This is a genomic window from Listeria cornellensis FSL F6-0969, from assembly GCF_000525855.1.
In the GTDB taxonomy this organism is placed as follows: Bacteria; Bacillota; Bacilli; order Lactobacillales; family Listeriaceae; genus Listeria_A; species Listeria_A cornellensis.
Genome location: NZ_AODE01000016.1, coordinates 13,425 through 40,290 on the forward strand (window position 1 = coordinate 13,425; position 26,866 = coordinate 40,290).

A 26,866-nucleotide genomic window follows, 5' to 3' on the forward strand; every position below is an offset into this window, starting at 1 on the left:
TAGCACTATTTGAAGAAGAAAATGAGTTTGAAGAAGAAGTTGCTCTTTGCGGGGCTAATGATGGGAATGCTAGCAGTTTTAGCAGGATGTGGTATTTCGACTGACCCAATCACATCGGAGTCAACAGGATTTTGGAGTCATTATATTGTCTATCCATTATCACAAGTAATTATCTGGTTTGCAGAACTATTTGGTGGCAACTACGCGATGGGGATTATCATGACAACCGTTGCGATTAGACTGCTGATCATGCCATTAATGATCAAACAGCTGAAGAGCCAAAAAGCAATGACAGCAATGCAACCGCAAATCAAAGAACTACAAGAAAAGTACAAATCAAAAGACAACGAGACGAAACAAAAATTACAACAAGAAACGATGCGCTTATACCAAGAAAACAATGCAAATCCAATGATGGGTTGTTTACCGTTATTGATTCAAATGCCGATTTTACTTGGGTTCTACCAAGCGATTAGTCGAACAGCGGAGATTAAGACGCAAGATTTCTTGTGGATGACACTCGGCGATAAAGATCCGTACTTCATTTTGCCAATTTTAGCAGCATTGACGACGTTTATTTCTTCTAAATTGTCGATGATGGGCCAAACGCAACAAAATAAATCGATGAACATGATTATCTACTTCATGCCATTGATGATCCTTTTTGCGGGTATCAGTTTACCGTCAGCACTAGCACTTTACTGGGTTGTCGGAAACGTATTCACGATTTTCCAAACGATGTTAATTAATAATCCATTCAAGGCGAAACGAGAAGCTGCGGCTTTAGAAGAAACCAAGAAGGAAGAAGAAAGACTTAAAAAGAAAGCAGCGACAATGTCTGCATCGAAAAAGGGAGGTAAGAAAAGAAAGTGAGAGATATAACTGCGCAAGGCCAAACCGTTGAAGAAGCAATTCAAAACGCGTTGAAGGACTTAGGCACAACGCGGGAAAAAGTAGACGTGGAAATCATGGACGCTGGTAAAAAAGGTATTTTCGGGATTGGTTCAAGGCTCGCGATGGTCAAGGTCATCGAGAAGAGCAATCAAATCGAAACGGCCGTCCAGTACGTGATGGATGTGGCTACAAAAATGGGGGCTGAGGTCTCCGTTGATGTCTCTGAAAAAGGTAAGGAAGTCAGCATTCAAGTGTCAGGCAACAATCTAGGTTTGCTGATTGGAAAACATGGTCAAACGCTAAACGCATTGCAATATTTGACGCAACTGATTGCTAACAAAGATACGACGCAATTCAAAAATGTTGTCGTGAACGTTGGCGATTACCGAGAACGCCGTGATGAAACACTGACTTTATTAGCTAAAAAAATGGCGGATAAAACAGTGAAAACGCGCCGAGTTGTTCATTTGGAGCCAATGCCTTCGTTTGAACGGAAGACAATTCATGCGATTTTGAGCGAAGATAAGCGTGTGGAAACACATTCGGAAGGTCGCGAACCATATCGTTATATTGTAATCAAATCTGTAAAAGGCTGAAAAAAGAAGCTTCTCCGAGAAAAAAATCGGAAAAGCTTCTTTTTTTTCAGTGTTTCACGTGAAACATTTATAAGCGTGGATCAATATCACGTTCTTTTTCGACTTCGAATAACAGGTTTGCTGCGGTTTCATTGAACGATTTATTTGTCGGTGAGATTTCTGTCCACTTTGTTGCTAGTAATTTAGAACCCAGAGACCATTCGTTAATGGAGGTTCGAAGCTTTTTGTTGATGCTTTTTTGTTTGATAAGTTTGTTGAATTTGTGTGGGAACTGGAAGTCGTACCCATAAATAATAGATAGGTAGTCCATATTTCGAACCTTCATGTAAGGCGCGATGTGTGGGCTTAGTTTTTCAGGTTTGATTACGATACCTTCCATTTTGTTTGTGGTGGTGATGGTTGAAAAATATTTCTCAGCGATGGTCAGAAAGTCGGGATGTGTGAGATCTAGCAACACGAAAGTATCGTCATTTAAAAAGCGATACATTTCAGAGGTCGGCCACGCTGGGATTTGCTCTGTGCTGTCTTGATAAATTATTTTTAGTAAGGAAAAGGCTTTGTAATCAAGATCGGATTCAGCTGCGTAAATGTCTAGTTGCTGTTTGTAAGTGCCAAGAGCTTCTCGATGCTGTGCTAAATGTGTGTATGTTTGCTTGATTTGATGCAATGGTTTGTAGTTTTGATAGAGTCGTGAGCTGTATTTCTCGTTTAATTGCTTTTTTGTGAGTTGGGTTTGATCGGTTTCAAAATCAGTTGTGTCATATTCTGTGATGAGTTGCATGAGACTTTCATCAAAACCATGGGCTTGCAAAAAGGCTAACTCGGTTTCCAGCGCGGTTTGGATTGGCTGGAATTGTTTTTCGATAAGTTCCTTGCCGAGTGCTTGCCATGGGAGTAGTTCGCCGTCTAGGATGAGCATTTGAATTTTGTTTTGTTCCATGTATTCTGCAAATCGATTGTGCAAGGATTGGTAAATTGGCAACAAGTCAATATGAGTTATTTTGAAGCCATTTCGACTGACTGCGAAACTATGTTTTGTATTTTTATGCAAATAGATGTTGCAGCGCGAACCCATATATTTTGGTTGTAGGACGACATGAGAAGTACCTTTTTCGGCAAAATAGTGTAGCCCTTTTTTCTAAGGATTCTAGATTGTTGGTTGCTAGGTCCTTTGGTGCGGGTGACATGGTTCCAGAGATGAAGTTGATTTTATTTTCGCTGATATAGTGTAATCTTCTTAGGGATTCTGTATCGAGTTCGGAAATTTGAACGGTTTGTTCGCGTTTGAAAAGGATCGGAAGTTCTCCAGCGAGTTGCTGATTTTCGGACCGAACGGATTTGTACACTGGTTTTCGATATTTTAAGGTTACGGCTGTCAGTTCATTGCCATGGGCGCATCCAGTATCTAGATGTAACTTATTTTTAATGCGAAATGCTTGTTTTGCAGCTACGTGACCGAAAATATGGTATGGATAATTATTCACGGCTTCGTTTTCTAGGAATGCTAGTTGTTCTTGGACGGGTTTTGTCCGATCTAGATGGAAATTTCGCTGATGACGCATGGAGTTTCCGTCGAGTTTACCAATATATTTATTTTGGCATGGTGAATGGGTGACATAAAAGGATGCGGTTTCTTCGCCAATGTAGCGGTAAAATGGTTGTGCTAGTTGGAAAAGTTGTTCGAATTTTGAGAAGAGCTCTGGGTCCGCGACAAGGTCTGGAATCGAGTCGAAATAATTATCGACAATTTCTTGATTTGCGCCTTTAATTTCGCCTAAAATATATTTATGAACAAAGTTTTCATGATTTCCGAGTACAAATAGGAAATATTGCTGATTTTCGTATAGAAATTCGGTGATTTCGCGTGTATTTTTACCTTTATCAATCCAATCGCCGACAAGTATGAGTTTATGCGGGCTGTGAATGATTTTATTGTTCTCGATTTTGCAACCCAGTTTGTGTAGAAGTGATTGTAGTTCGCTCGTACATTCGTGGACATCGCCAATCATCGTGTAGGTCTCGTTTGTTGGAAGGAGTGTGTCAAAGAATGATGTTTTATTCAGGATGTTGACTTTATAATCCGTGAAATTTTTAGCTCGAATCCGGTGAATGTGATGGTAGTGTTCACGCGCGATATTTGGTAAGATTTCTTTTTTTAGGCGTGTAACATGGTTGGAAATCAGTTTTTTGGAGCGCTCGCTGGCGTAATAATCGTCGCGATCACGGTAGTCAAAAAGGATAACTTCAACATGATAATTGTTATTTTTGGCTGTTTCACGAACTTTTTCGCGGAAATCAGCGGTTAGCCCAGTTGTGTCTAAAACCACAAATTCGGCGTTGATTGGGAATTTTGTGACCATATCTAGTTTTTTGAATAAGAGTTCAAATGTTTGGTCACTCGCTTCAAGCATAATTTGGGCATATTTATCGTGATTTTGACCGAGGATTTCTTGGCGAATCGCGTCGGATGACAAATATTGAACATTCGCATGAAAATTCTTGTCGGGCTCGGAAAATTGAAGTTGAGGTATTAAAGTTTCCTGTGCAAAAGTAGATTTTCCACATTCTGTTGGGCCGACAAGCAGGAAAATGGTGTGTAGTTGTGTATTTAGTTCCATATTATACCTCCTTCTTTCGTAAAATGGCGCCTTGTGTTGTATGAATGCTATTTACAGCATCACCAATCGCGTGAAATTCAATTGAAATAGTTTTTTCGTCGAGGATTTCCATCAACCAAGTCTGAAACTCTGCGGTACTCATTTCCCAATCATGATCATCGTGTCGAAAGCCTTCCAAGCCGTAAAACGTATTGAACTCGCTGTTTGGTGTCGTGATAATGAGTGTATCAAAATCGATATGCTGGATAATTTTTCGGATGAGCTTTTTCGCCATTTTAATAGGCATATGTTCGATGACTTCCGTTAAAATCACGTCGACTTTCTCAGCGGGACTATTGTCTAGGAAAATTTCCAGCGAGGAGTAGGTGATAATATTGTCGAGCTCTTTCTTCGCAGCCTTCTTGTTCGTAATAAGCAGCATCTCAGGATCGATATCAATGGCATAATAATCGAGCTTCGTTTTCTCTGCGAATGGGATAGCGTAAAAACCTTCACCGCAACCGATATCTACAATTACTTTATCAAAAGAGAGCTGATTTGCGATGAAATTCCGTCTTTGAAGGGCAGTGCTGCCGAAATCAAACTGGATATTGTAGCGATTCGTTGTTTCCAATTCGGATTTGAACTGATTAAATAATTTGCGTGTTGTTAGGAAATTATGCACGAAAAGGTTACGAATGTAGAAAGGCGGATCAGTGATTTGAACGCTTTTAATATATTTTCTTAGTAAATCATCGGTCACATCTAAGTGTTCTTGACTGAAACCGGCGAAAAATAGGCAAAAAAGGTTCGAAATATGGATTAAATCATAAAGACTAGACTTGGTGGAAATCGTCACGGCCCAGTTTTTATCAGACAGATGCTCAACTTCAAAGGTATAGTCCGGCATGTACTTTTGAAAGAATTCGACGTAGTGAATCCGGCGAATGTAGAGCATATTAATGTGGAATTGGTGTGTGAATCCAGGTAAATCACGCGAATCGGGTTCCTTCAATGAAAAGAACTCACTCAAAGCATTTAACGGGAAAATATTCGAATTATAGCGAGATAGATTCAGGTATTCAAAGTTTTCATCGCGATATTTTTTATAGGATATCTCATTATCAGCGTCTTTGAAATAAACGTTATAAGTGTCTGGCGTGGAATACCAGCCGTGTGCGATGCCTTTGCGCATTTGCCGGAGCATCATGCCTGACTCGGGATTCTTCTTAATAAGGAAAGAAAAATCGGGATTGGTCGATGTTACTTGAATAATTGCCATGTTATTGCTCCTTTTATGTCTCGCATCCTGATGTTTCACGTGAAACATTCTTTGTGCCAATAAGACATATTTCTATAAAGTAACATTAAGGTAAGCGCTTGTTTTTGTCAATACCGTGAAATATGCATGGAATGTGCGAAATATTACATAAATAAAGGTTTACAATTTCATGATTTAGAGGTATATATAATAAGTATGTAATTTTCAAAAGGAGGAGAACACATGAGTAAGAAATTATTTGCTGAATTTATCGGAACTTTTGTTTTGGTATTATTCGGTACTGGGACTGCTGTTTTAGGCGGCGGAATTGAAGGAATTGGGACGCTTGGAATCGCGATGGCATTTGGTTTGTCAATCGTTGCGATGGCGTACAGCATTGGAACTATTTCTGGATGTCACGTGAATCCGGCTGTTTCCGTTGCGATGTTTTTAAACAAGAGAATTTCAGGTAGCGAGTTAGTAGGATATGTTGTGGCGCAAGTGGCTGGGGCGATTGTTGGTTCCGTTACGTTGCTTTCATTCCTAAATCTTTCTGACATGTCTACTAAAAACTTAGGTCAAAATGGATTTGGAAATATCGGTGCAGGCGGCGCATTCTTGGTAGAAGCAATTTTAACTTTCGTATTTGTATTAGTTATTATCGTCGTTACTGGTAAAAAAGGAAATCCTGCTTTTGCTGGTTTAGTTATCGGTTTGACTTTAGTTTTAATTCACTTACTAGGCATTCCGTTGACAGGAACTTCTGTTAACCCGGCTCGTAGTATCGGTCCAGCTCTATTTGCTGGCGGTGAAGCTTTATCTCAATTATGGGTGTTCATTGTAGCGCCTATCGTTGGTGGTTTAGTGGCTGCGATTGTTGGTAAATTTGCTATGGATAGCGAAAAATAAGTCGAATTTCGGAGGTATGATGGTGGCGATTTGCTGTCATCATATCTTTTTTTGTGATATAGTTGTCATGACAAGTATTTTTAAAAAGAGGTGAATTGGGATGCGGGATTTTTATGATGATGTTACGTTTCGGACGAATGTGGTGGCGAGGAAGGCGAGTCTTGGATTGCAGCATGGGTTGGAGCGATTTGCTGTAACGCCGGAGCAGTGGTCGGTGTTGAATGTGGTGGATCAGAAAGCGCCGATTTCGCAGCGACATGTGGCGGAGTTAGTGGAGAAGGATGCGCCGACTGTGAATCGGATTATGGATGTACTCGTTCGGAAAAATTTGCTTGAAAAAGCGGTGGACAAGAAGGATCGGCGGATTACATTGTTGTCGTTATCTATGGAAGGAAAGCAAAAAGTGCAGCTGATTCGAAATGTGGTGGAGGAGACGTGTTCGCATTTTTATCGGGGGATATCGGACACGGAACTTGGTGTGTATTTAAATGTTTTAGCGCGGATTGAAAATAATTTAGAGTGAGAAGGGATTTTTTGAAGGCGAAGTTGTGGACGAAGGATTATGTGATATTGTTGATTTCGAGTTTATTTTTATATATTGGATTCCAGATTTTTATGCCAACTTTACCAGCGCAAATTATTAAATTAGGTGGTACGGAAACCCAGGCGAGTTTGGCGGTGGGCTTATTTTCGCTGGTGGCTTTGTTCATGCGGGTCATTGCGGGCGGGCTAAATGATCGTTTTGGTGCGAAAATCATGATTTTGGTCGGCTTTTTTGTATTGATTGCGGTTACGGTGAATTTTTATTGGTCGACGGTTGTATCGGCATTGCTGGTTTTGAGGTTATTTCACGGCGTTGGTTGGGGGATTACGACGACTTCTATTGCGACTGGGGTTTCGACGCTCGTGCCGCCGAATCGGACGGGGGAAGGTATTGGATTCTATGGATTGACGACAGCGCTGGGAATGTCGCTTGCACCGATTATTGCGATTATTTTGATGAACCAGTTTTCGTTTAATTTTCTGATAGGGTTCTCGATTGTCTTGATGGTATTGGTTTTTCTGTTGGTGACGCGGTTGAAAATGCCGAAACAGGCGGTTGTCGTGAAGCATAAGATGCAGTTGTTTGATAAGGGCGCGTTGTTGCCGGCGTTGCTATGCATGTTGATGGCGTTTCCGCTCGGTGGGATTCAGACGTTTATGATGATTTATGGATTGGAATTACATGTGCGGATGGTCTGGATTTTCTTTGTTGGGCAGGCGATTATGGTGCTGGTGAGTCGTATTTTTGCGGGACGCTTGTATGATTTGAAGGGGCATCGGGTGGTTATTCTCCCAGGAATCGTGTTGATGGGTATTGGACTGTGGTTGTTGTCGCTAGCAACGGGAGCTTGGAGTTTATTTGGATCTTCGTTGTTTTTCGGGCTAGGCTACGGGATGGTGCAGCCTTCTTTGCAAGCTTTGGCGGTGGATCGTGCGGCGCCTGATAAGAAGGGAATCGCGAATGGGACGTTTTTATCAGGGATGGATGTTGGGATGGCGCTTGGTAGCTTTGGACTTAGCTTCATCGCGACGCATTACAACTATGCGATGATGTATCGGTGGTCTATTGTTACGCTAGTGATTTTTCTGGTGATTTATTTGATTGTTTTTCGGACGAAGCAATTATTACCCGGGAAATAATGTGGGGATTGGCTTTTCATAAAAAAAGTTTTTTAAAAGAATGCTGGAAAGTCAGTCTCGTGGTTTTTAGCCGAATGGGGACGCTTTCTTGGTGTTTTTTAATAAAAACCCGCAGAATAAGTTCAATTTGTCTGAAAATATTCGTATTTTCTGATATAATATATCCAAGTGTTAGGAGTAAGTATTCTTTCTTGGGTTTGATTAGACTGGAAATGGGAATGAGATACATATGTGAACTCCAAAATAAGCTTTTCGCGATACTTGTAATGCTTGTCACAGTTTTTGTATTAAGACCAAATGTGAGAAATCGAAGTTGTAGGTTGGAAATACGATTGGAACAGGAGAGATGTTGTGTGGAAAGAGCGTATAATTTTTCAGCAGGACCTGCGATTTTGCCCGTACCGGTTTTAGAAAAGGTGCAGAAGGAGCTATTATCGTACAAAGGTTCAGGAATGTCAGTAATGGAATTAAGTCATCGTTCAGATTTATTTGAGGAGATCCTTGGGGAAGCAGAGTCGCTATTGCGTGAATTAATGCACATTCCCGAAAATTACAAAATTTTATTCTTACAAGGTGGGGCGAGTCTGCAATTCACGATGATACCGATGAATTTGATGGCTGGCAAGAAGGCCTACTTTGTGAATACTGGCTCATGGTCTGAAAAAGCAATGGAGGAAGCGGCTAAAATTGGCGATATTGAAGTGTTGGCGTCGTCAAAAGATAAGAATTTCAGTTATATTCCAGAGATACCGCGCGTGCCGTCCGATGCGGCTTATTTGCATATTACGACGAATAATACCATTGAAGGTACAGCGATTTTCACACCTCCTGAAACTGGTGATGTGCCGCTTGTTGCGGATATGTCTTCCAATATTTTGTCGAGTGTGTACGATGTGAGTAAATTTGGCCTGATTTATGCGGGGGCTCAGAAAAATATTGGTCCTGCGGGTCTCACGATCGTTATTGTTCGAGAGGATTTGATTGGAAATGTAGCTGGCTTGCCGGCAATGCTGGATTACGCGGTGCAGGCGAAGAATGGTTCGATGTTTAATACGCCGGCGACTTTTGCGATTTATGTGTCGAAGCTGGTTTTTGAATGGATTAAGGAACAAGGTGGCGTAGCGGGAATCGAGGCGCTGAATAGGAAGAAAGCTGGACTTTTATACGATTATTTGGATGCGTCTTCGATGTTCTCGTCACCTGTAAATAAGGCGGATCGTTCGCTTACGAATGTACCGTTTGTGACGGGTTCACCGGAGTTGGATGCGTTATTTATTAAAGAGGCGGAGGAACTTCATTTTGAGAATTTGAAGGGACATCGTTCGGTTGGTGGTATGCGTGCTAGTATCTACAATGCTTTTCCGTACGAGGGTGTCGAAGCGCTGACGGCTCTAATGGAAAAATTTGTAGCGACTCATAAAGGGGGAGAAATACATGTTTAATATTCAGACTTTCAATGCGATTGCCAAAGAAGGATTACGTAAGTTCGATGTGGAAAAATATTTGATTGACGGGAATCAGGCGCCGGATGGTATTTTACTGCGAAGTTATGATCTGCATGATTTTGAGTTTTCGGATAGTGTGAAAGCTGTTGCCAGAGCTGGTGCGGGAGTGAATAATATTCCTGTGGAGGCTTGTGCGGACAAGGGAATCGTGGTTTTTAATACGCCTGGTGCGAATGCAAACGCGGTGAAAGAGCTGGTATTAGCGAGTTTATTTATGGGTGCGCGACCGATTTTGGAAGGTTCGGAATGGGTGAAGACGCTTGATGGTAATGATATTGAGAAGAAGGTCGAAGCTGGGAAGAAGAAGTTTGCTGGTACAGAACTTGCTGGAAAACGACTTGGAATCATTGGACTGGGTGCGATTGGAGCACTTGTAGCGAATGATGCGTTAGCGCTTGGTATGGAAGTTGTCGGTTATGATCCGTATGTTTCGGTTGATACGGCGTGGCGGATTTCGAAAGAAGTGGAACGCGCGATGACGATCGAGGAAGTTTTGGCGACGTGTGATTATTTGACGGTGCATGTGCCGCTGAAGGATAATACGGCGGGAATGTTTAATCGGGAAACGTTGCAATTGCTGAAACCTGACGCTGTTTTACTTAATTTTTCACGTGGGGAATTGGTGGAGGAGAAGGCGATGGTGGAGGCGCTGAATGCTGGCCAATTGCGCATGTACATTACGGATTTTGCGACGGAAGCGTTTGTGAAGCATCCGCAAGTGGAAGTATTGCCGCATCTGGGGGCTTCGACGGAAGAGGCCGAAACCAACTGTGCTAAAATGGCGGCGAAGGAACTGGCTTACTTTTTAGAAACGGGTAGCATTAAAAATTCGGTAAACTATCCGAATGTGGACATGCCTTATAATGGACATCCGCGTTTGGGAGTATTTCATCATAATGTGCCGAACATGGTTGGGCAGGTTACGACGGAACTTGCGAACGGGTCGATTAATATTTTGGATATGACGAACCGTAGTAAGGGCGATTATGCGTATACGTTGATTGATATGGAAAAAGGCGCGCAGGGTAATTTATCGCTAGTGGTGGATCGTTTGAACGCGATTCCTGGTGTGATTCGTGTGCGTGCGATTGAACCTGCTGGTGTTACGGCGTATTGAGAGAAAAATGAATAGCTGCGATGGATTTTCTGTCGTGGCTATTTTTATAAAATAAGGAGGGATTTTTGTGGTAAAGATTAGAGCGTTTAAAGGGATTAGACCGAGTGCGAAAGAGGCGATTTATGTGGCTTCGTTGCCGTATGATGTGTTGAGTACGGAGGAGGCGCGGAAATTGGGCGACGCGAACCCGATGTCGTTTTTACATATTGATAAGGCGGAGATTGATTTGGCCGCTGATTTGTCGCCGTATGATGACTCGGTGTATGCGAAGGCTGCGTCGAATTTGGCGGGGTTTCAGGAGAAGGGCTGGCTTGTGAAGGATGCGCAGCCGGAGTTGTATTTGTATCAGTTGGTGATGAACGGACGGCCGCAGACAGGGCTTGTGACGTGTACGGCGATTGATGATTATGTGAGTGGCGCGATTAAGAAGCATGAGTTGACGCGTGAGGAGAAGGAGCTGGATCGGATTCGCCACGTGGATGTGACGGATGCGAATACAAGCCCGATTTTCTTGACGTATCGTTCGGATGAATCGGTGAATAATGTAGTGGATGCTTGGATTGGTAGTCATAAGCCGGTCTATGATTTTGAGAGTTTTCATGGCGTACAGCATCGGATTTGGACGGTGGACGATGCGGATGTGGTAGGCATACTTACGAAGGCGTTTGAGGAGATTCCAGCGCTTTATATTGCGGATGGTCATCATCGTACGGAATCGGCGGTTAAAGTTGGTCTGAAGCGTCGGAAGGAATTTCCGGATGCTGGCGCGGATGCGGAGTTTAACTTCTTTTTATCGGTGTTATTCCCGCAAGATCAGCTGGAGATTCTAGATTATAATCGGGTGGTCGATGTGCCAATCGCAGCGGATTTCTTAGATCAAGTTGCTTTAAAATTTGATGTGGAGAAGGTTGGAAAAGAGGCGTATAAACCAGCGACACCGAACACGTTTGGTATGTATTTGGATGGTTCATGGTACGGTTTGAAAGTGAAACCTGAGTTCGCCGGTGATGGCGTTATTGCGGGCCTTGATGTGTCTATTTTGGCGGATCAGGTGCTCACGCCGTTGTTTGGTATTGAAGATATCCGACGCGATGACCGGATTAATTTTGTTGGTGGGATTCGTGGGTTGGTGGAGTTGGAACAGCTTGTGGATGCTGGAAAATATACGATTGCGTTCTCGATGTATCCGCCGACGATGGATAATTTGCTTGATGTGGCGGATGCGGGCGAGATTATGCCGCCTAAATCGACTTGGTTTGAGCCGAAGTTATTGAGTGGGTTGTTTGTACATGATTTGGAGAGTAAGTAAAGCTTAAACTAGATATGTTTCACGTGAAACAAGTGGATAACGAGGAACGGATCATTGCGCTTAGAAACGTGCGGTGGTCCGTTTTAACTTTTAAGATGTGGCGGTAATGTGATATACTTTTTAAAAACGGGAAGCAAGAAGGGACGTATACATATGACGAAGAAAACTGATCAGGATGTCATGAGAGAGAATAATAAGAAATTGGTATTAAAAACTCTATTTAATGCTGGTCAGACATCAAGGAGTTCGATTGCGAGTATGGCTCAGTTGCAAAAATCGACAGTATCCTCGATTATTCGGGAGTTGCATGAAGAGGGGCTTATCGAGGATCTTGGTATTGGTGAAGCTTCGAATGCGGGTGGCGTCGGCCGAATTTGATTCAATTTAATTACCGGTATGGCTATGTTTTGGCTTTTGATATGGGAGCTAGGCATTTGCGGTATTCAGTGAACTATTTGAACGGTGAGGTTATTAAAAAGGATTCGTTGCGCTTAATTGGTCGTAGCATAAAAGACGTTTTTCAGATGATGCGGGAAGTTATTTCTGATTTGAAGATGTTCGATACGATGAAAGGGCTGCTAGGCATTGCGGTATCCACACATGCCCCTGTTCACGAGAATGAGATTCGGTATAGTCCGTTTTTGGAGCTCGATTCTTTTTCATTATTACCTGCGCTGCAAGAAATTGTTGATGTGCCGATTCGATTTGAAAATGAGGCTAATTTAACGGCGATTTCGATTCGAGATTTTTGGTATTATGCTGGCGAGGAACCGCTTCAAAATTTATTGGCGTTGAATATTCATAATGGTATTGGCGTTGGCACGATTATTAACGAGCAGCTTTACTATGGCGTACAAGGGCTGGCTGGTGAAATCGGACGCTCCGTGATTTATAAGGATAGGCAAGTGTACCGATTAGAGGAATTATACTCGGAAAAAGCGATCATGGAGAGAATCGCGAAGCATGAAAAGAAGGCGGAATTAACGGTGGATGAATTTGCTGCGTTGATAGGGAGTAAAGATGCGTTTGTTTTGGAGGTCGTTGATGAGTGGATTACGGCGATCGCGCAAATTGCTTATAATCTCGTGCAGTATAGCGCGCCGGAAGCAGTGTTCCTTTCTTCGAGGTCTTTATCGCAATTTCCTGATTTGTTACAGCGGATTTTCGAGGAGTACAAGGCGCTTGATCCATTAGGCGAAACGCGAATTGAGTTTACGCAACATGATATTTATGATTCTTCCTTACTTGGTGGTGTGGCGCTTATTTCACGGCAGGTTTTGGGGCTGGAATCGCAGGATCTTGTTTTTAAGAAGTGACTTAAGTGGTTTTTTTTGTCTAAACAGCTGAAAATGGAACTGCTTTTTCAAAGTCCGGCTGGGCCTCTGAAAAGACAGTTCCATTTTCAATCAATAATCGCCTTTTTCGACACTGTTTACTATTATTAAAAAGAGCCAAGTCGTTGCTACAAAAGGCATTGTTAGTGCGGGTAATCCAAACGGTTCTAATACAATCACGATAACTGGTGTCAATAATACCGTTAGAATCCCTGCAAGTGCAACGTATATATAACTACCGCGGATATTTTTGTGAAACGCGGAGCCCATAGCAATCATCGTCAAAATGGTATTATAAGAATAAAACCCCATCTCAAGGTCATGTAAATTCAGGCCACAAATATAGACTACTGCGATACTAATCACAATACCAGCACTCGCCATGATCGTGTTACGCCAACCAGAAATAGCGATTGCCGCCAAAATAAAGAACGAACAAATGTAACTATTTTGCAAAAATATCTCGCCAAAATCTTTAAATAGCGTATCAAAAATATCTACCGTTTGTTGATTATTTGTCATTTCGTGAATGGCGGTTACTGCTGTAACATCGCTCAAATGTAAGTGAGACATCGAATAGCTCGCCAAAATAATGCACCATGTCACTGCGATAAATGGAAATGTCAAGGCTGGTAAGTTAAAATGCGCACCGATACTGTGAAAGGCAACCGTGAAAAATACAGCCAATACCGCTCCAACAAGTGCTGCGATATATTTGGAATCGCCTTCTAAGAAAAGGAGTGAAGCGATACCTGTAAGTACAGAACTAAAACCGTACAAACCGTGTTTGATTTTATCTCGATTGGCGCCAATCAAATACGCGGTTGCTGTTCCTAGACAGCTTGCAACAAGTGCGACGAAACCAACCTCGACCGAAGCAAAAAATAGCCCAATCAAGATTAGCAAGCCGCTCCAAGCGTTGTCTATCAAAAGCACTTGCGAAATTCCTTTTAATACACTCTGAGTCGCCATGGCAAAGTTAGTTTTCCCCAAAATCACTCACTCCTCAATATTTTCTTAGCAACAGTGGGCTTTTCTCAAAACAATGCGCGCGAATGTATTGATGACAATGTGCAATAAAACGCTCCAACTCTTGTGTTGTATTCGCTAAAATTCGAGCAGAAAAACCACTGACATTGAGTAGAGAAACCCCAAATCGCAATATCGGAAAAGCTTGTTTCAAATCGTTTTGCAAGTCTAACATGAAGCTTTCATCTACGCCAGGCGTTACAACGAGTAAGGAACCCACGTGCGAATGATCTTCTAACATACCGATTCCATGCAGCAAACCGCTCGCTGGTGTCAACCTAAAAGCATCGATAATCGATAATTTGCCATCCACATACACTTGATTTTTCAAAAGCAGTTTCTCATAACGAAAACCATCTTGTTCCCGCGCCCAGCCCGGCGTGATCATTTCGCTATAAAAAAGGCTTGCCGTCTCATCCATGTGAACGACTTGTTGCTGTACATAGCGTGCGCCCTCATATGCAATCACTGGATCTGATATAAATTCCAGCAAACTGTTCTTGCCAAGCGTGATTTCGGTTTCTTGTCGCACGATATCATTCGGCGTCTTGTAGACTTTGGTCGCCGATTGCGTCGTTAAAAGCAGCTCTGCATTCGCCTCGACACTCACTGCAATCCGATACACGTCACCATCGACATATCCGCCACCAGGGTTCAAAATAAAATAAACCACTTGCCCTGAATCATCCAAATATTGAGGCCGCATCACTTTTAGCGCCCCTTGAAAATACACATCTGTCGGCACCGACTTACCGTTTTTCTTTGCAATCGCAAGCTCTAAAGTTCCCGTATTTTTTTTCATGTTATTTCGCATCCAAAAGCGCGTACTTCCGAAGCCATGCTACGACTTCCGCTAGTCCCGTTCCATCCTGCAAATTCGTGAAAATGGTCGGTTTTTCTCCTCGGAATTTCTTCGTATCGGATGCCATGATATCTAGGTTCGCATGCACATAGGGCGCCAAATCAATTTTATTAATGATGAATAAATCGGACTTAATCATGCCTTGTCCACCTTTACGTGGAATTTTCTCGCCTTGTGCCACATCAATAATGTAAATCGACAAATCGACGAGCTCTGGCTGAATGTCGCCGCCAAATTATCGCCACCGCTCTCGACGAAAATAAGCTCGATATCAGGATGCAATTGCTCCAATTCATTAATCGCCGAAACGTTCATCGAAATATCTTCACGAATCGCTGTATGTGGGCAACCGCCTGTCTCTACGCCGATAATGCGATCCTTCGCAAGCACACCATTTTCGACTAAATATTTCGCGTCTTCTTTCGTATAAATATCGTTGGTCACGACGGCCATGCTAAGCTCGTTCTGCAACACGCGCGTCAACTGGTCCACGAGAAACGTTTTTCCAGCGCCAACAGGCCCACCAACACCAATTTTGATTGTATCCATCCTGATTCCTTCTTTCCAAAATTACTAGGACATGAAATTCCGCGCAAACAATTGTTCATGCCGCATTTGCGCGATTTCCAGCCCCGGCGGTGTCGATCCGAAATCCTCTTCGGATAACCGCTCAATTTGTAAGTATGCTTCGTTAATTTCCACTTGAAACGCGAGCAGTAATTTTTGCCCAGCGGTCTGTCCGATTGGAACACCACGAACTGCGTTTTGCACCATTGTCGAAATCGTGGAGTAAAGGAATGCCTCGATTGCTTCTTGTTTTGTGAGGCCAATATGCTGTGCAATAATCGTCAACACGACCACCGAATGAGCATCGACTTGCTTTTTCACGACCGCTTGGTGATAAGCATCTAACGCCTCAATATCGAACATATCCTGCCCCAATACGAGAAATCGCTCCCCCATTTTCTGGTTCGCCACACGAATTTCTTTTGGCAAAATTTGCGCCGTCAATGCCTCCGATCGGTGTATTATTTCAGTCAAATCTCCATTTTCTAACGCCTCAAAAATAAACCGTGCGGACAAACCCTCGGAATAAACCAGTTGCTCCTGTAAGAAAATTTTCAGCCACGATCCAAAGGAAGAAGCATCATGAATAACCTCTTCATTCATATAAGTCTCAAACCCAAACGAATGACTAAAAGCCCCAGTCGGAAAATTAGAATCGCACAACTGGAAAAATGTTAGCGTCTTATTCATCATGGCTATGCCCAATATGGCGAAATGCCTCTTTCAAATAACGATGTTCCCGCATAAATGGAATTCCCGCTTCCTTCAACAAGTTCTCCACCAAATAATCAAACTGCACAATCATCGCGTCTCCAATGAATTGCGCCGGTAAATGACGGTTTCCAAGTGCATGCGCGATCTCACCCATCTCGTGAATCGTTCGCGGCGTAATCGTTAAAACATCCTCGCTCAGCACATCCACAACAATCAAGTTATTCGCTTCCTGCAACAAAATATCACCAACATGCAAGTGCTCGCCTTGACGTAAGCGAATCCCAATCTCGCGTCCATGATCCGTCTTCACCAAGTGCATCCGTTTTGCCAGCGACTCATTTTCAATAAAAACACGCTCAATATGGTAGTCGCCGAGCTCCCGTTCCGTAAACGTTTCAATATTTCCAACCACTTGCTCTACAATCATTTCATCACCTCAGAATAAAAAGTATCGTTGTGCCATCGGAAGTTTTTCCGCCGCCTCACACGTGATCAATTTGCCATCGATTTTGACTTCATACGTCTGTGGATTCACATCGATATCTGGTGTTGCATCATTCCACTTCATATCCTTCTTCGTCAACTGGCGAACACCTTTAACAGGCAATGTTTCTTTTTGCAAACCATATTTCGCGCGAATATTTTTGTCATGCGCTGCTTGCGACACAAAAGTAAACGAACTTCTTGCCAAAGCGGTGCCAATCGAACCAAACATTGGGCGGTAAAGTGCCGGTTGTGGTGTCGGGATCGAACCATTCGGATCACCCATCACACTATTCGAAATCATCCCGTTTTTCAAAATCTTATCCGGCTTCACACCGAAAAACTTCGGTTCCCATAAGACCAAATCAGCAATTTTTCCAACTTCAATCGAGCCGACATAATCCGCGATACCGTGCGTGATAGCTGGGTTAATCGTGTATTTAGAAATGTAGCGCTTCACACGCGTGTTGTCGCTTTTTTCCGAGTCGCCCGTAAGCGTCCCACGTTGCGCCTTCATTTTGTCTGCGGTTTGCCATGTCCGAATAATCACTTCACCAATCCGGCCCATCGCCTGCGAATCCGAGCTTGTCATACTGAAAACGCCCATATCTTGCAAAACGTCTTCTGCCGCAATCGTTTCTTCGCGAATCCGTGAATCAGCGAACGCTAAATCTTCTGGAATATCCGGGTTTAAATGATGGCAAACCATCAACATGTCCAAATGCTCATCAATCGTGTTTTTTGTAAAAGGCAATGTCGGATTTGTGGAAGAAGGCAATACATTTGGATAACCCGCCAAGCGAATAATATCCGGTGCATGTCCGCCGCCCGCGCCTTCTGTATGATACGTATGAATCACACGATCGCCAAACGCCTCGATAGTGCGCTCGACAAACCCAGTTTCATTAAGCGTATCCGTGTGAATTGCGACTTGTACATCATACGCGTCCGCAACTTGTAACGAATGATCGATTGACGCAAACGTTGCACCCCAGTCTTCATGGATTTTCAGACCCATCGCGCCAGCCTCAATTTGTTCCGCCAAAGGTTCATTGGATGCCGCATGTCCCTTTCCGAGTAAACCGATATTCACAGGTAAGCCGTCAGCCGCCTGTAACATCCGCTCAATATTCCAAGCACCCGGTGTTACCGTCGTTGCGTTGGTTCCCTCGGCCGGTCCTGTTCCACCACCAATAAGCGTTGTTACGCCACTGTTTACAGCTACTTCAATTTGCTGCGGAGAGATAAAATGGATATGCGTATCAATGCCGCCAGCCGTCAAAATCTTATTTTCACCAGCGATAATTTCCGTGGAGGCCCCAATTGGAATCGTCACATTGTCCATCACAAGCGGATTTCCCGCCTTGCCAATGGCTGCAATTTTACCATCCTTAACAGAAATATCTGCTTTAAAAATCCCCGTATAATCGATAACCGTCGCGTTCGTAATTACTAAATCCGGGATTCCTTCATCACGTGTCGCCGTCGGGTGCATGCCCATGCCTTCGCGAATGACTTTCCCGCCGCCGAAAACGACTTCATCGCCATATGTCGTATAGTCTTTTTCAATTTCAATAAGTAAATCTGTGTCCGCCAGCCGCACGACATCGCCGACAGTTGGTCCATATAAATCTGTATATTGTTTGCGAGGTATGTTTAAACTCATCCTAATCCGCTCCTTAGTCTAGTGATCCATTTGTTTTATTATTTAAGCCAAATACTTTACGTTCCCCAGCAAGCGCAACGAGTTCTACAGTCTTTTTATCTTGCGGCTCAAACCGAACCGCCGTTCCAGCAGGAATATTCAAGCGATACCCAAATGCTTTCTCACGTTCAAAAGCAAGCTCGCTGTTTATCTCGAAAAAATGATAATGCGATCCAATTTGCACAGGTCTATCTCCCGTATTTTTCACTTCCACTTCCACTAAATCCCGTCCCACATTACAGCTAATCTCGTCTCCATACAAAATAATTTCTCCTGGTTTCATTATGTTTTCCTCCTTCGCTTATCGGATTGGATTATGCACAGTTACAAGCTTTGTCCCATCAGGAAATGTCGCCTCGACCTGAATATCGCTAATCATGTCAGCAATTCCGTCCATCACGTCATCCACGGTCAAAATAGTAGCACCGTATTGCATCATCTCGGCAACTGTTCGCCCGTCACGAGCCCCCTCCAAAACCTCATACGTAATTAGCGCAATCGATTCAGGATAATTCAGCTTCAGTCCGCGGTCACGTCTTCTTCGTGCTAAATCTGCCGCGACGACAATCAATAATTTCTCTTGCTCCTTCGCTGTTAAGTTCATGGTCCAGACTTCCTCTCATTTCAAAATTTCTTATAACCCACTAAAGTATTAGCGTGTTAATGGAGATAATACTAGCACTACGGTTAGGCGCCGTCTAGCAAAAACATGGAAAGTCACAATATCGCTATATTTACAGGTTTAAAGAGGATTATTTTGTGCTCTACGTATCATTTTTTGTGTTTTTGTGTAGGTGAGATTCCATATACGAATGTCGAATGTAAAATGGAGCCTCATCATGGATGAAATGCCCGAAAATAAAATAAATTATCGCCACTATCAGCTGGTATAAAAGCGTTTCAAGAGAAAGTAGAGGGAAACCAGCAAGCTATGATGTGACGCTTTCCAGAATTGGTGATATGATATTATTTTAAGATTTGGATAGATGTTATCGATATGTATTTATCAGAGGATTGACAATCATGAATTTTTCAAGCGAAAGGAAGCGAACAAGAGATGCGCAAAACAGCGTCGATTTCACTCTATGCATTACTTGTTGTTCTGATTCACGTAGTTGCGCTTACACTTCTACTAATCTATGTACGGACAACACCAGCGTTACTTGCAAGTGCGATTCTTGCATATACTTACGGGGCGAGACATGCCTTCGATGCGGATCATATTGTAGCGATTGACAATACCGTTCGAAAACTAGTGAGCAGGAAAATAGATGGCAATGGCGTCGGCTTTTTCTTCTCTATGGGACACTCGACCGTGGTTATTTTAATGATCTTCATGCTCATTTGGGTCACAGGGAAACTCTCAGGAAAATGGGCGTTCATCACCGACTACGGACCTGCAATTGGCACGGTAGTAGCAGGCTCATTTTTAATATTAATCGCGATTTCTAACATTATCTCATTACGCAAATTGATGCGAGCAGAGCGTGAAGGTGCGGGAATGGATGAGGCCTTGGAGTCACGCGGCTTTATTGTGCGCCTAGTAGAACCACTGAACAAATTTGTGACAAAAAGTTGGCATATTTACCCGATCGGTTTTTTGTTCGGGCTGGGCTTTGATACGGCGACAGAGATTGGCTTAATCACACTGAGCGTTCAATCTAGCACCTCGGTGTCAGCGATTGGCCTGCTATGTTTGCCACTCTCATTTCTGGCAGGAATGTGCCTGTTTGATACACTGGACAGCATAATTATGAGTCAGACGTATGGCTGGGCTTACGATAACCAGAAACGGCGCTATCGTTATAATGTGGTCGTGACGCTAATTTCGGTTATTTCAGCGGTTGTGGTTGGCGGCGTGATATTGACGCAATTTTTGCTGAGTTATACCAACCTGAACGGTGCAGTAGCCCATTTTATTGCGGGAGTTGATTTCAACGGTTTCGGTGTGACATTGATGCTTTCATTCTTGCTGATATGGGTAGGCGCGATGCTGATTTATAAGTACCAGAAACGGCGAATTTAGAGAGCGCTATACTTGTTAGTAAATATCGAATAGACTACAATATAAATGTATGACAGCACTATAAAATGAGGTTTAGGAGAGGAATGATACTATGAAACACATAAAAAAAAGAATTCATGCTTGAGTGCGGACCGAAAGAGGCTTGGCAATTAGTTGTTGATCGTAGCAAGTATGAAAAATGGGCAGCAGCTTTCCATGAAGGATCGACCTACACTGGTGATATGGGACTAAATGAAACCGTTAACTTTGTCGATACAGAGGGAAATGGTTTGGTTTCTAAAGTAGTCGTTTTTGAACCAGAAAAAGAAATCAAATTCGCCTTTTTGGGTGAAATCAATGACGGGAAATATGTTGAGGTCGCTGAATTTGCCGATATGCTGGAAGAGTATGTTTTTGAACCAGTAGGCAACCAGACTCGGATGCTTGTCGATGTTGCGATGGATGATAAATATTATGATATGATGAGTGAGATGTGGGATCGAGCGGGGATTGAGCTTGTGAAGTTGAGTAAGTAGAGTTGAAATAAAACTAGATAGCAAAAAAGAAGATGCTTATCACCACATTTGGCGAGAGGCATCTTCAACTATGTACAAAAGAGAGCTAGCACTTAAAGGGTTGTAAAAGTGCTAGCTTAGAAAAAATACATGAAGACATGTACTGTGTGGTAATCATAGCATGGAGTAGAAGAGGATTCAATAGACGTTCAACAGGAGAAAATAAGTGAATGATTACAAGGAGTGAAATACATTGATAATACGTCACTTTAAAAGATATAAAGAATAATATATGGGAGAAACGCGAGACAATAGTTCTCCCATATTTACATATCTTGAATTGTATAATTAAGCGAGACACATCGGCATGTTTCAGAAAACATTCAATGGGCGTCAAATAGTCCAATGATTTTCGTGGTAAATTATTTCGAATAGAGACCAATTCATTAATCTCCTGTTGAGAAATCGTGTTAAAATCCATTTGTTTTGGCAGACCATTTCTTCGTAAAATCCCGTTGGAATTTTCATTAAGTGGTCGTTGACAAGGCTTCCCTGCATCGGCAAAGAAAATAGCGATGTCATGCTGATTAGCCGTCTGTTTCCAACGAGAGAATTCCTTTCCATTATCGAACGTGATAGTTTGGAAGAAATGAGAAGGTAATTGAGAAAGCCATTGGTGCAGCGCATCTTCAATAGCAATCGCTTTACGGTTAGCTACTTTCAAAACAATGATGGCTTTTGTCGTCCTTTCAACAAGTGTGATAAGCGCACTTTTATAATTCTTACCAACAATGGTATCGCCTTCTAGATGACCAAATTCTGTGTCGAACTTGGGAAAGGCAATCGCGCGCTCATCTAAACGGCTTTTAAAAGCCTCTTTTCCACGCGTTTCTTGATGCCCGTTTGGTTTTCGTTTCCCTTTCATAGGCAGGCATTTTTTATCGAAGACACCTTCAGAAAACATACGATACGATGTTTTCATCGAACAGGGAAATGGGATAGTGTTAGCCGTAGGCTTCGGGCTAGCAATCGTATCAGGAGTCCAACCTGAGGCGATGCGCTGTTTCACAAGTTCTGTCGTCTGGGCATCTAATTGGATGGATTTACGCCCGCATTTTTTCTTGTTTTCTAGATATCGCAAAAAAAATATCAAGCGCAGAGAACCCCCTCATGTAACAAACGAATAATACGGTAGACAGCCTCTGGACTGCGTTTTAACCGAGTAGCAATATGTCTACCCGAAAAACTCAGTTTTTCATATTCCTCTATAAAAATCAGTTCATTTCTGGTAAGATGGTGATAGGGCATGTTTGATTCACTCCTTTGTGGACTTTGGTCGGTTTCATTGAGTGTATCATAACATGCCTATTTTTTTTTGTCTCGCTTAATTATACAATTCAAGTTTTTAAAATCTTTAAGTATTTCGTCTATCATATCTTCCACCTTGTTATATATTATACTGCCGGGTTTCATAAAAAGATAGAGAATGGTAGTATATTCATAAAATTGTCGGAATTATATGGAATTCGTACCAAATAATGCCTACAATGCATGTTTCAGAGGATATTGCAAGTGGCAATACAGATATTGATAGAGATGTTTTCGGTGAAGACTTGTCGATGACACCAAGTAAGTTATATGCCTTAAAGGGTACAACGTATGCCAATGCGGATAAGTTTTGGTTCCGTGTTACAGCGTATAGCGAGGAAGGACAAACGATTGCTATCTCGCAAGTACCAAGTGTCTCTATTGATGAATTTGAACAATATGTCCCGGCGGAATTTACAGAGGATGATTTAGTAACATTTACGGAAGAAGAACTGGATGGTATACCTGCAACAACCACAGAAGAAGTGGAACGGTTACAAGAAGAATCCTACGACACTAGTGGTTTACCTGAAATTGATTCGGATTTAATCCAAGGTCGGATATTGCCATTTGTAATTCCGGTAGTTGCAGCAGTTGTTCTGAGAATAGGATCAAGGTATATAGTCAAACAAACACTTAAAAATGGTGTAAAGAAAAACATAACCATAAAAAATGGTAAATTGGCTGGAAAATCACATCCTAAAACAGGTGTTAAATTTGATTCCAAAGGTTTTCCTATCTTCAGCAAGAAAGCTCAGATGACTTTACCAAACTCTTTATTGAAGTCTTCTAACACAAAACAATTTAAAGAAGCAAATGCGTATCTTAAAAAGAATATAAATAATGGGAAAATATCTAAGAGTAACTTTACTGCGAATCAACTCAGCGATATAAAAAATGGGTTTACTCCTAGAAGTATGACATGGCATCATCATCAAGATAGAGGCAAAATGCAATTAGTAGATACAGCTATTCATAAGGCGACGGGCCACACTGGAGGTAAAGCTATTTGGGGTACAAATTAAACGAAGAAGGTAGTGAAGAATATGAGTATTTGGGAAAAAGATAGTGACAAGCCGAGCCGATTGACACAAAAAAAATATTGAATTGGCAGAAAAAACATTTGGTGTCACATTACCCAAGAGCTATCTTAAGGTATTGAAAAAACAAAATGGTGGTTATCTAAAAACGGATGCCGTTCACGTTGACTTTGTTAATGATGATGGTGAGGGGTTTATCTTACTTGACTCGTTATACGGAATTGAACCAGGTGAGGGTATACTGGAAACAGAATATCTTAAAGAAGAGTGGGAAATCACGAAAGATAATATCATTCTAATTGCGGGAGATGGGCATTCTTTTATAGCATTAGATTATGAAATGAACCCATCAGTGCCTGAAATTATATATATAGATACAGAACGCGGTGATGCGCACAAAATTTGTGATGACTTTGATAGCTTGATGGACTTAATGTTTACGGTGGAAGACGACGATGATGAAGAACATGATGACATTCATATACCCACTCATGAAGAAATAAAAGCATGGGCTAGCTCAACAAACATGAATGAAGTAGCTAATGGTGTCTACACGTGGATTCAAGATTTTTCTATGGTAAAAGAAGACAACTTGTTGTATGAGGCCTTCGCTAAAGTTTTCGACCAAGGAACAGAGCAGCAAAAAATTACTATTGCGGACGCGATGAGAACAGAGATAGAAAATGAAACAATTACAAACCAAACTTTGATAGATCTCTGCCTAACTTTACTAAGAAAAGAGGTTGGTTTAGATTTTATAATATACAAAGAAATGATTGAAGAAAACTTAGCTGACAAAAGATAGGCTTAAAGTTAAATAGGCTAATCATGTAAGATTACGAGAAATGAATTTAAGAGAGCGTGTCATAAAAATGGCACGTTTCTTTTTCATAGTGTGTCAAAAAGCATGCTTTTTGACACTTAGTGAAATCAATATACCCCATCACAAAAAAGGTTCACGTGGTTTTATAAAACCACGTGAACCTTTCAACCTATCCCTTACGGATAAATAAAGTCTGTTGATTAGTATAGCCATTGTTAAACATACAATTTTTATTCATAATCAATTATTTTTTTTTCTTGCTCAAAAGGTATTTTCCAATGACATTAACTAAGAAAAAGGCTATTAGAAAGTACCTGCTATCATAGATAAAGGAACTATCTTGTAGAATAAATGATAGGACTATTAAAGCCAAAAAAAACCATACCAAACATAGCTAATGCATTTTCCATTATATTTTTCAAATCTATTCTCTCCCAGATAATTTATTGCTTACCAGCATTCCCACACAATACACCAACTAGGTAATTATAGTCAAACCAAATACCATTCTTAAAGCTGTTCAGTCCTAGTCCAACTCCCGCAACTGCACAAGCTCCCTGAACAATTCTAGCAGGCGCGTAGACAGAGCCAATGGCAAAGCCAGATTGTACAGCAAAATTCAATGAACTTGCTTTAATTTTTATTCTAGCATAGTTCCAATGATAAGAAACCGAATTTACACCCGCCGCTCTTGCGACTCTAACATTATTAAGAGTTGATTCGTTCCCTGATGGATCTATTGCCGTAACAACTGTAGTTAGATCAGTCTTAGTTTCATTTATTTGATTGTTAGTTAGATTAACATGTTCTTCAATCAACTTAATTTTCTCTGGTGAAAGAACGTTTGTTATAGCATTGTCAATAACAAACTGATTAATAGCTGTATTAAAAGAAATATATTCTCCAGCAAGTAGTGTATCAGCATCAGTCAACGCAATAACATCTGCAATCCTTTCGTGCGTAGTATTTTCACTAGTTTCATCAGCATGTACTAAAGTGGCTGGTGCTAACGATGCAAACACTATTGATGTTGCCAAGATAGGTGTAACAAATTTCACTGTTTTTTTATTCATAATAGTTTTCCCCATTCTATATTTTTTGGAAACATCACTATTTATATGCTAAAAACATCAACTTTCCCAATGGGTATGTACCAAATTAATGTGTAGTTATAACATCAAAATGTGGAATGAATCCTTATATTCATACTAGCATAACTATTCTATTAATAAAAGTATTTATAATTAATATGTATTATTTATTATTTTTAGTAGCAGGAATAATTGTGTTCTTTTACACGTATCGGGCTCTCGCCAGCAAAACGCAGATTTCCCCCGCTAAGGATCATAAATTGCAATATTAATCGTTTTTAACCCCGCGTTTTGCTGGTGCTACCCCTTACTCAAAAACGATAGCTCTTTAATCACTATTTAGGATATCAGATAGAAGAAACGTATATCGTGTTAAATAAGTATGTTTTGTTTTACATACAGCTGAAAACGAGTATCACATAAGGACATTGTGTGATACTGGCGAAAAATGCCTGACATATTGGGCGCTGTCATTTTTAATTTTGTTTTGCATCCTTTTAAAAGATAATTTGCACCCAATCAGAAATGAATCATTCGTGTGGCTGAATTTCATAACAATATAAAATACAAAAACGGATCTCTTGCAAGACATGGTGGGAGATCCGTTTTTGTAGTACTATTCACATAATCTAGCTATTTTCTTAACATATACCTAAATAAAAGGAAATGTTTTCGGATATTAGGTGAAATGTTGAGCAAAACATGATAATATATAATAGGGTAATTAGAGTATTTTTCTGATTATTACATATTATAAGAAAAGGGAGAAGATGAGATGAAAACGAAAAAATGGATCAGACAATTGGTGGTCGCAGGGTTTATAGTGGGAAGCATTATCTCACCGATAGGAAATAGCGTGGATTTTGTATCCGCGGCAACGACAGAAACCGCAGATAAGATCAAAACGACACAGGATGCGAATATAGAGACTGCTAACGTATCGGCGATACCAACGAAAGTAACGACGTCCAAGGCGGCGAATAGCTTATCTCTTCATCCTGTTCAAGTAGGGGATGGAAAAGTAACAGGGACTACGCTACAACCGAATACAAGTATCCGTGTGCAAGTAAACCGTGTGCTCAAGACGGTTATCGTAACGGACGAGACAGGCGCATTCACGTATAAAAATAGCCGATTAATCGAAGGGGATATTGTTCGAGTCGAAATAAAAGTAGATGGATTATATACCGGCGCGAAGGAAGTCGTTGTTGTGGCACCAGCCAAAAATGAACTCACACTTCAACCCGTAACCGTAAAGGAGAAGAAAGTGGTTGGAAGGACAACATTACCGAAAACTCCGATACGTATGAGTGTAAACGGGGTGGCGAAAACGACCTTAACGACGGATGAGCAAGGCGATTTCACCTATAATAATAGTACATTAGTAGCGGGCGACGTGGTGAAAGCGGAGATGAAAATAAATGGCGCATACACTGGCGCGAAAGAAGTGACCGTGGTA

Annotated in this window: 24 protein-coding genes and 3 pseudogenes; 15 read left to right on the forward strand and 12 right to left on the reverse strand. The window is 41.6% G+C overall.

Annotation, left to right across the window (positions count from 1 at the left end; translation table 11 throughout):
- Positions 1-9 precede the first annotated feature (9 nt).
- Together yidC and jag are read left to right on the forward strand one after the other, a co-directional pair.
- A complete protein-coding gene (gene yidC, locus PCORN_RS06970; protein WP_036078828.1) occupies positions 10-873 on the forward strand; it encodes a membrane protein insertase YidC in 864 nt (287 codons plus the stop codon).
- Entirely contained in the window at positions 870-1,490 is a 621-nt protein-coding gene (gene jag / locus PCORN_RS06975) for an RNA-binding cell elongation regulator Jag/EloR (RefSeq protein WP_036078830.1), read from the forward strand. Before yidC ends, jag begins: the two co-directional genes overlap by 4 nt.
- A 67-nt stretch (positions 1,491-1,557) precedes the next feature.
- Here jag and PCORN_RS06980 read toward each other — a convergent pair.
- A pseudogene (locus tag PCORN_RS06980) lies at positions 1,558-4,108 on the reverse strand (metallophosphoesterase).
- A gap of 1 nt (position 4,109) precedes the next feature.
- The gene (locus PCORN_RS06985) at positions 4,110-5,369 is read right to left on the reverse strand and encodes a class I SAM-dependent methyltransferase (RefSeq protein WP_036078832.1); all 1,260 of its coding nucleotides are present in this window, start codon (positions 5,367-5,369) and stop codon (positions 4,110-4,112) included.
- 222 nt (positions 5,370-5,591) lie between these two features.
- On the opposite strand from PCORN_RS06985, the gene PCORN_RS06990 reads away from it, so the two are divergent.
- From PCORN_RS06990 to PCORN_RS07025, 8 genes are all read left to right on the forward strand, one after another.
- Complete coding sequence (locus PCORN_RS06990) at positions 5,592-6,257, forward strand: aquaporin (RefSeq protein ID WP_036078834.1); 666 nt, start codon at positions 5,592-5,594, stop codon at positions 6,255-6,257.
- Positions 6,258-6,357: 100 nt separating this feature from the next.
- Positions 6,358-6,780 (forward strand): MarR family winged helix-turn-helix transcriptional regulator, encoded by a 423-nt coding sequence (locus PCORN_RS06995; RefSeq protein ID WP_036078837.1) that lies wholly within the window; start codon positions 6,358-6,360, stop codon positions 6,778-6,780.
- 11 nt (positions 6,781-6,791) lie between these two features.
- Complete coding sequence (locus PCORN_RS07000; RefSeq protein ID WP_051999308.1) at positions 6,792-7,940, forward strand: MFS transporter; 1,149 nt, start codon at positions 6,792-6,794, stop codon at positions 7,938-7,940.
- A 353-nt stretch (positions 7,941-8,293) separates the two neighbouring features.
- Entirely contained in the window at positions 8,294-9,382 is a 1,089-nt protein-coding gene (serC, locus tag PCORN_RS07010) for a 3-phosphoserine/phosphohydroxythreonine transaminase (RefSeq protein ID WP_036078842.1), read from the forward strand.
- A complete protein-coding gene (locus PCORN_RS07015) occupies positions 9,375-10,562 on the forward strand; it encodes a phosphoglycerate dehydrogenase (RefSeq protein ID WP_036078844.1) in 1,188 nt (395 codons plus the stop codon). Before serC ends, PCORN_RS07015 begins: the two co-directional genes overlap by 8 nt.
- A 67-nt stretch (positions 10,563-10,629) precedes the next feature.
- The gene (locus PCORN_RS07020) at positions 10,630-11,871 is read left to right on the forward strand and encodes a DUF1015 domain-containing protein (protein WP_036078846.1); all 1,242 of its coding nucleotides are present in this window, start codon (positions 10,630-10,632) and stop codon (positions 11,869-11,871) included.
- 153 nt (positions 11,872-12,024) lie between these two features.
- On the forward strand, positions 12,025-12,249 hold the full coding sequence (locus PCORN_RS20180; protein WP_241433110.1) for a MarR family transcriptional regulator: 225 nt from the start codon (positions 12,025-12,027) through the stop codon (positions 12,247-12,249).
- Positions 12,246-13,187 (forward strand): ROK family protein, encoded by a 942-nt coding sequence (locus PCORN_RS07025; protein ID WP_241433111.1) that lies wholly within the window; start codon positions 12,246-12,248, stop codon positions 13,185-13,187. The genes PCORN_RS20180 and PCORN_RS07025 overlap by 4 nt, the downstream gene beginning before the upstream one ends.
- Positions 13,188-13,277: 90 nt before the next feature.
- On the opposite strand, the gene PCORN_RS07030 is transcribed toward PCORN_RS07025, so the two are convergent.
- The 8 genes and pseudogenes from PCORN_RS07030 to PCORN_RS07065 all read right to left on the reverse strand — a co-directional run bounded on the left by PCORN_RS07030 (position 13,278) and on the right by PCORN_RS07065 (position 19,169).
- Positions 13,278-14,198, reverse strand: coding sequence for an urea transporter (locus PCORN_RS07030; RefSeq protein ID WP_036078848.1), 921 nt, complete (start codon positions 14,196-14,198; stop codon positions 13,278-13,280).
- Between the two features lie 13 nt (positions 14,199-14,211).
- Positions 14,212-15,036 (reverse strand): urease accessory protein UreD, encoded by an 825-nt coding sequence (locus PCORN_RS07035; protein WP_036078850.1) that lies wholly within the window; start codon positions 15,034-15,036, stop codon positions 14,212-14,214.
- 1 nt (position 15,037) lies between these two features.
- Positions 15,038-15,645 (reverse strand): annotated as a pseudogene (ureG, locus tag PCORN_RS07040) (urease accessory protein UreG).
- A gap of 24 nt (positions 15,646-15,669) precedes the next feature.
- Positions 15,670-16,356 carry an urease accessory protein UreF gene (locus PCORN_RS07045; protein WP_036078853.1) on the reverse strand — a complete coding sequence of 229 codons (687 nt, stop codon included), beginning with the start codon at positions 16,354-16,356 and terminating at the stop codon, positions 15,670-15,672.
- A complete protein-coding gene (locus PCORN_RS07050) occupies positions 16,346-16,804 on the reverse strand; it encodes an urease accessory protein UreE (protein WP_036078855.1) in 459 nt (152 codons plus the stop codon). Before PCORN_RS07050 ends, PCORN_RS07045 begins: the two co-directional genes overlap by 11 nt.
- Before the next feature lie 9 nt (positions 16,805-16,813).
- Complete coding sequence (gene ureC / locus PCORN_RS07055; protein WP_036078857.1) at positions 16,814-18,526, reverse strand: urease subunit alpha; 1,713 nt, start codon at positions 18,524-18,526, stop codon at positions 16,814-16,816.
- A 13-nt stretch (positions 18,527-18,539) separates the two neighbouring features.
- Complete coding sequence (locus tag PCORN_RS07060) at positions 18,540-18,848, reverse strand: urease subunit beta (protein WP_036078859.1); 309 nt, start codon at positions 18,846-18,848, stop codon at positions 18,540-18,542.
- A gap of 18 nt (positions 18,849-18,866) precedes the next feature.
- Positions 18,867-19,169, reverse strand: coding sequence for an urease subunit gamma (locus tag PCORN_RS07065; protein WP_036078861.1), 303 nt, complete (start codon positions 19,167-19,169; stop codon positions 18,867-18,869).
- A gap of 453 nt (positions 19,170-19,622) precedes the next feature.
- Here PCORN_RS07065 and PCORN_RS07070 point away from each other — a divergent pair, with 453 nt between their 5' ends.
- Both PCORN_RS07070 and PCORN_RS17200 read left to right on the forward strand, forming a co-directional pair.
- A complete protein-coding gene (locus tag PCORN_RS07070; RefSeq protein WP_051999309.1) occupies positions 19,623-20,591 on the forward strand; it encodes a HoxN/HupN/NixA family nickel/cobalt transporter in 969 nt (322 codons plus the stop codon).
- A 116-nt stretch (positions 20,592-20,707) separates the two neighbouring features.
- A complete protein-coding gene (locus PCORN_RS17200; protein ID WP_206537429.1) occupies positions 20,708-21,106 on the forward strand; it encodes an SRPBCC family protein in 399 nt (132 codons plus the stop codon).
- 346 nt (positions 21,107-21,452) lie between these two features.
- On the opposite strand, the pseudogene PCORN_RS07080 reads toward PCORN_RS17200, so the two are convergent.
- Positions 21,453-22,393, reverse strand: a pseudogene (locus tag PCORN_RS07080) (IS30 family transposase); the annotation flags it as partial.
- Between the two features lie 230 nt (positions 22,394-22,623).
- On the opposite strand from PCORN_RS07080, the gene PCORN_RS17205 reads away from it, so the two are divergent.
- Together PCORN_RS17205 and PCORN_RS17210 are read left to right on the forward strand one after the other, a co-directional pair.
- Positions 22,624-23,478 carry an HNH endonuclease gene (locus tag PCORN_RS17205; RefSeq protein WP_051999310.1) on the forward strand — a complete coding sequence of 285 codons (855 nt, stop codon included), beginning with the start codon at positions 22,624-22,626 and terminating at the stop codon, positions 23,476-23,478.
- Positions 23,479-23,560: 82 nt separating this feature from the next.
- Positions 23,561-24,298 carry an SMI1/KNR4 family protein gene (locus PCORN_RS17210; RefSeq protein WP_159102546.1) on the forward strand — a complete coding sequence of 246 codons (738 nt, stop codon included), beginning with the start codon at positions 23,561-23,563 and terminating at the stop codon, positions 24,296-24,298.
- Between the two features lie 461 nt (positions 24,299-24,759).
- Here the strand turns inward: PCORN_RS17210 and PCORN_RS07095 are convergent, their stop codons facing one another.
- Positions 24,760-25,389 (reverse strand): hypothetical protein, encoded by a 630-nt coding sequence (locus PCORN_RS07095; RefSeq protein ID WP_036078863.1) that lies wholly within the window; start codon positions 25,387-25,389, stop codon positions 24,760-24,762.
- A 793-nt stretch (positions 25,390-26,182) separates the two neighbouring features.
- Between PCORN_RS07095 and PCORN_RS07100 the strand changes: the two genes are divergently transcribed.
- The coding region (locus PCORN_RS07100; RefSeq protein WP_036078864.1) for a hypothetical protein at positions 26,183-26,866 on the forward strand (684 nt) is incomplete at its 3' end.

Excerpts from the sequence above, each read along its gene's own strand:
- PCORN_RS06985 (WP_036078832.1), bottom strand. The coding sequence starts at position 5,369 with ATGGCAATTATTCAAGTAACATCGACCAATCCCGATTTTTCTTTCCTT.
- PCORN_RS06990 (WP_036078834.1), top strand. The coding sequence starts at position 5,592 with ATGAGTAAGAAATTATTTGCTGAATTTATCGGAACTTTTGTTTTGGTA.
- PCORN_RS06995 (WP_036078837.1), top strand. The coding sequence starts at position 6,358 with ATGCGGGATTTTTATGATGATGTTACGTTTCGGACGAATGTGGTGGCG.
- PCORN_RS07015 (WP_036078844.1), top strand. The coding sequence starts at position 9,375 with ATGTTTAATATTCAGACTTTCAATGCGATTGCCAAAGAAGGATTACGT.
- PCORN_RS20180 (WP_241433110.1), top strand. The coding sequence starts at position 12,025 with ATGACGAAGAAAACTGATCAGGATGTCATGAGAGAGAATAATAAGAAA.
- PCORN_RS07035 (WP_036078850.1), bottom strand. The coding sequence starts at position 15,036 with ATGAAAAAAAATACGGGAACTTTAGAGCTTGCGATTGCAAAGAAAAAC.
- PCORN_RS07045 (WP_036078853.1), bottom strand. The coding sequence starts at position 16,356 with ATGATGAATAAGACGCTAACATTTTTCCAGTTGTGCGATTCTAATTTT.
- PCORN_RS07050 (WP_036078855.1), bottom strand. The coding sequence starts at position 16,804 with ATGATTGTAGAGCAAGTGGTTGGAAATATTGAAACGTTTACGGAACGG.
- ureC (WP_036078857.1), bottom strand. The coding sequence starts at position 18,526 with ATGAGTTTAAACATACCTCGCAAACAATATACAGATTTATATGGACCA.
- PCORN_RS07060 (WP_036078859.1), bottom strand. The coding sequence starts at position 18,848 with ATGAAACCAGGAGAAATTATTTTGTATGGAGACGAGATTAGCTGTAAT.
- PCORN_RS07065 (WP_036078861.1), bottom strand. The coding sequence starts at position 19,169 with ATGAACTTAACAGCGAAGGAGCAAGAGAAATTATTGATTGTCGTCGCG.
- PCORN_RS07070 (WP_051999309.1), top strand. The coding sequence starts at position 19,623 with ATGCGCAAAACAGCGTCGATTTCACTCTATGCATTACTTGTTGTTCTG.
- PCORN_RS17200 (WP_206537429.1), top strand. The coding sequence starts at position 20,708 with ATGCTTGAGTGCGGACCGAAAGAGGCTTGGCAATTAGTTGTTGATCGT.
- PCORN_RS17205 (WP_051999310.1), top strand. The coding sequence starts at position 22,624 with ATGCCTACAATGCATGTTTCAGAGGATATTGCAAGTGGCAATACAGAT.
- PCORN_RS07095 (WP_036078863.1), bottom strand. The coding sequence starts at position 25,389 with ATGAATAAAAAAACAGTGAAATTTGTTACACCTATCTTGGCAACATCA.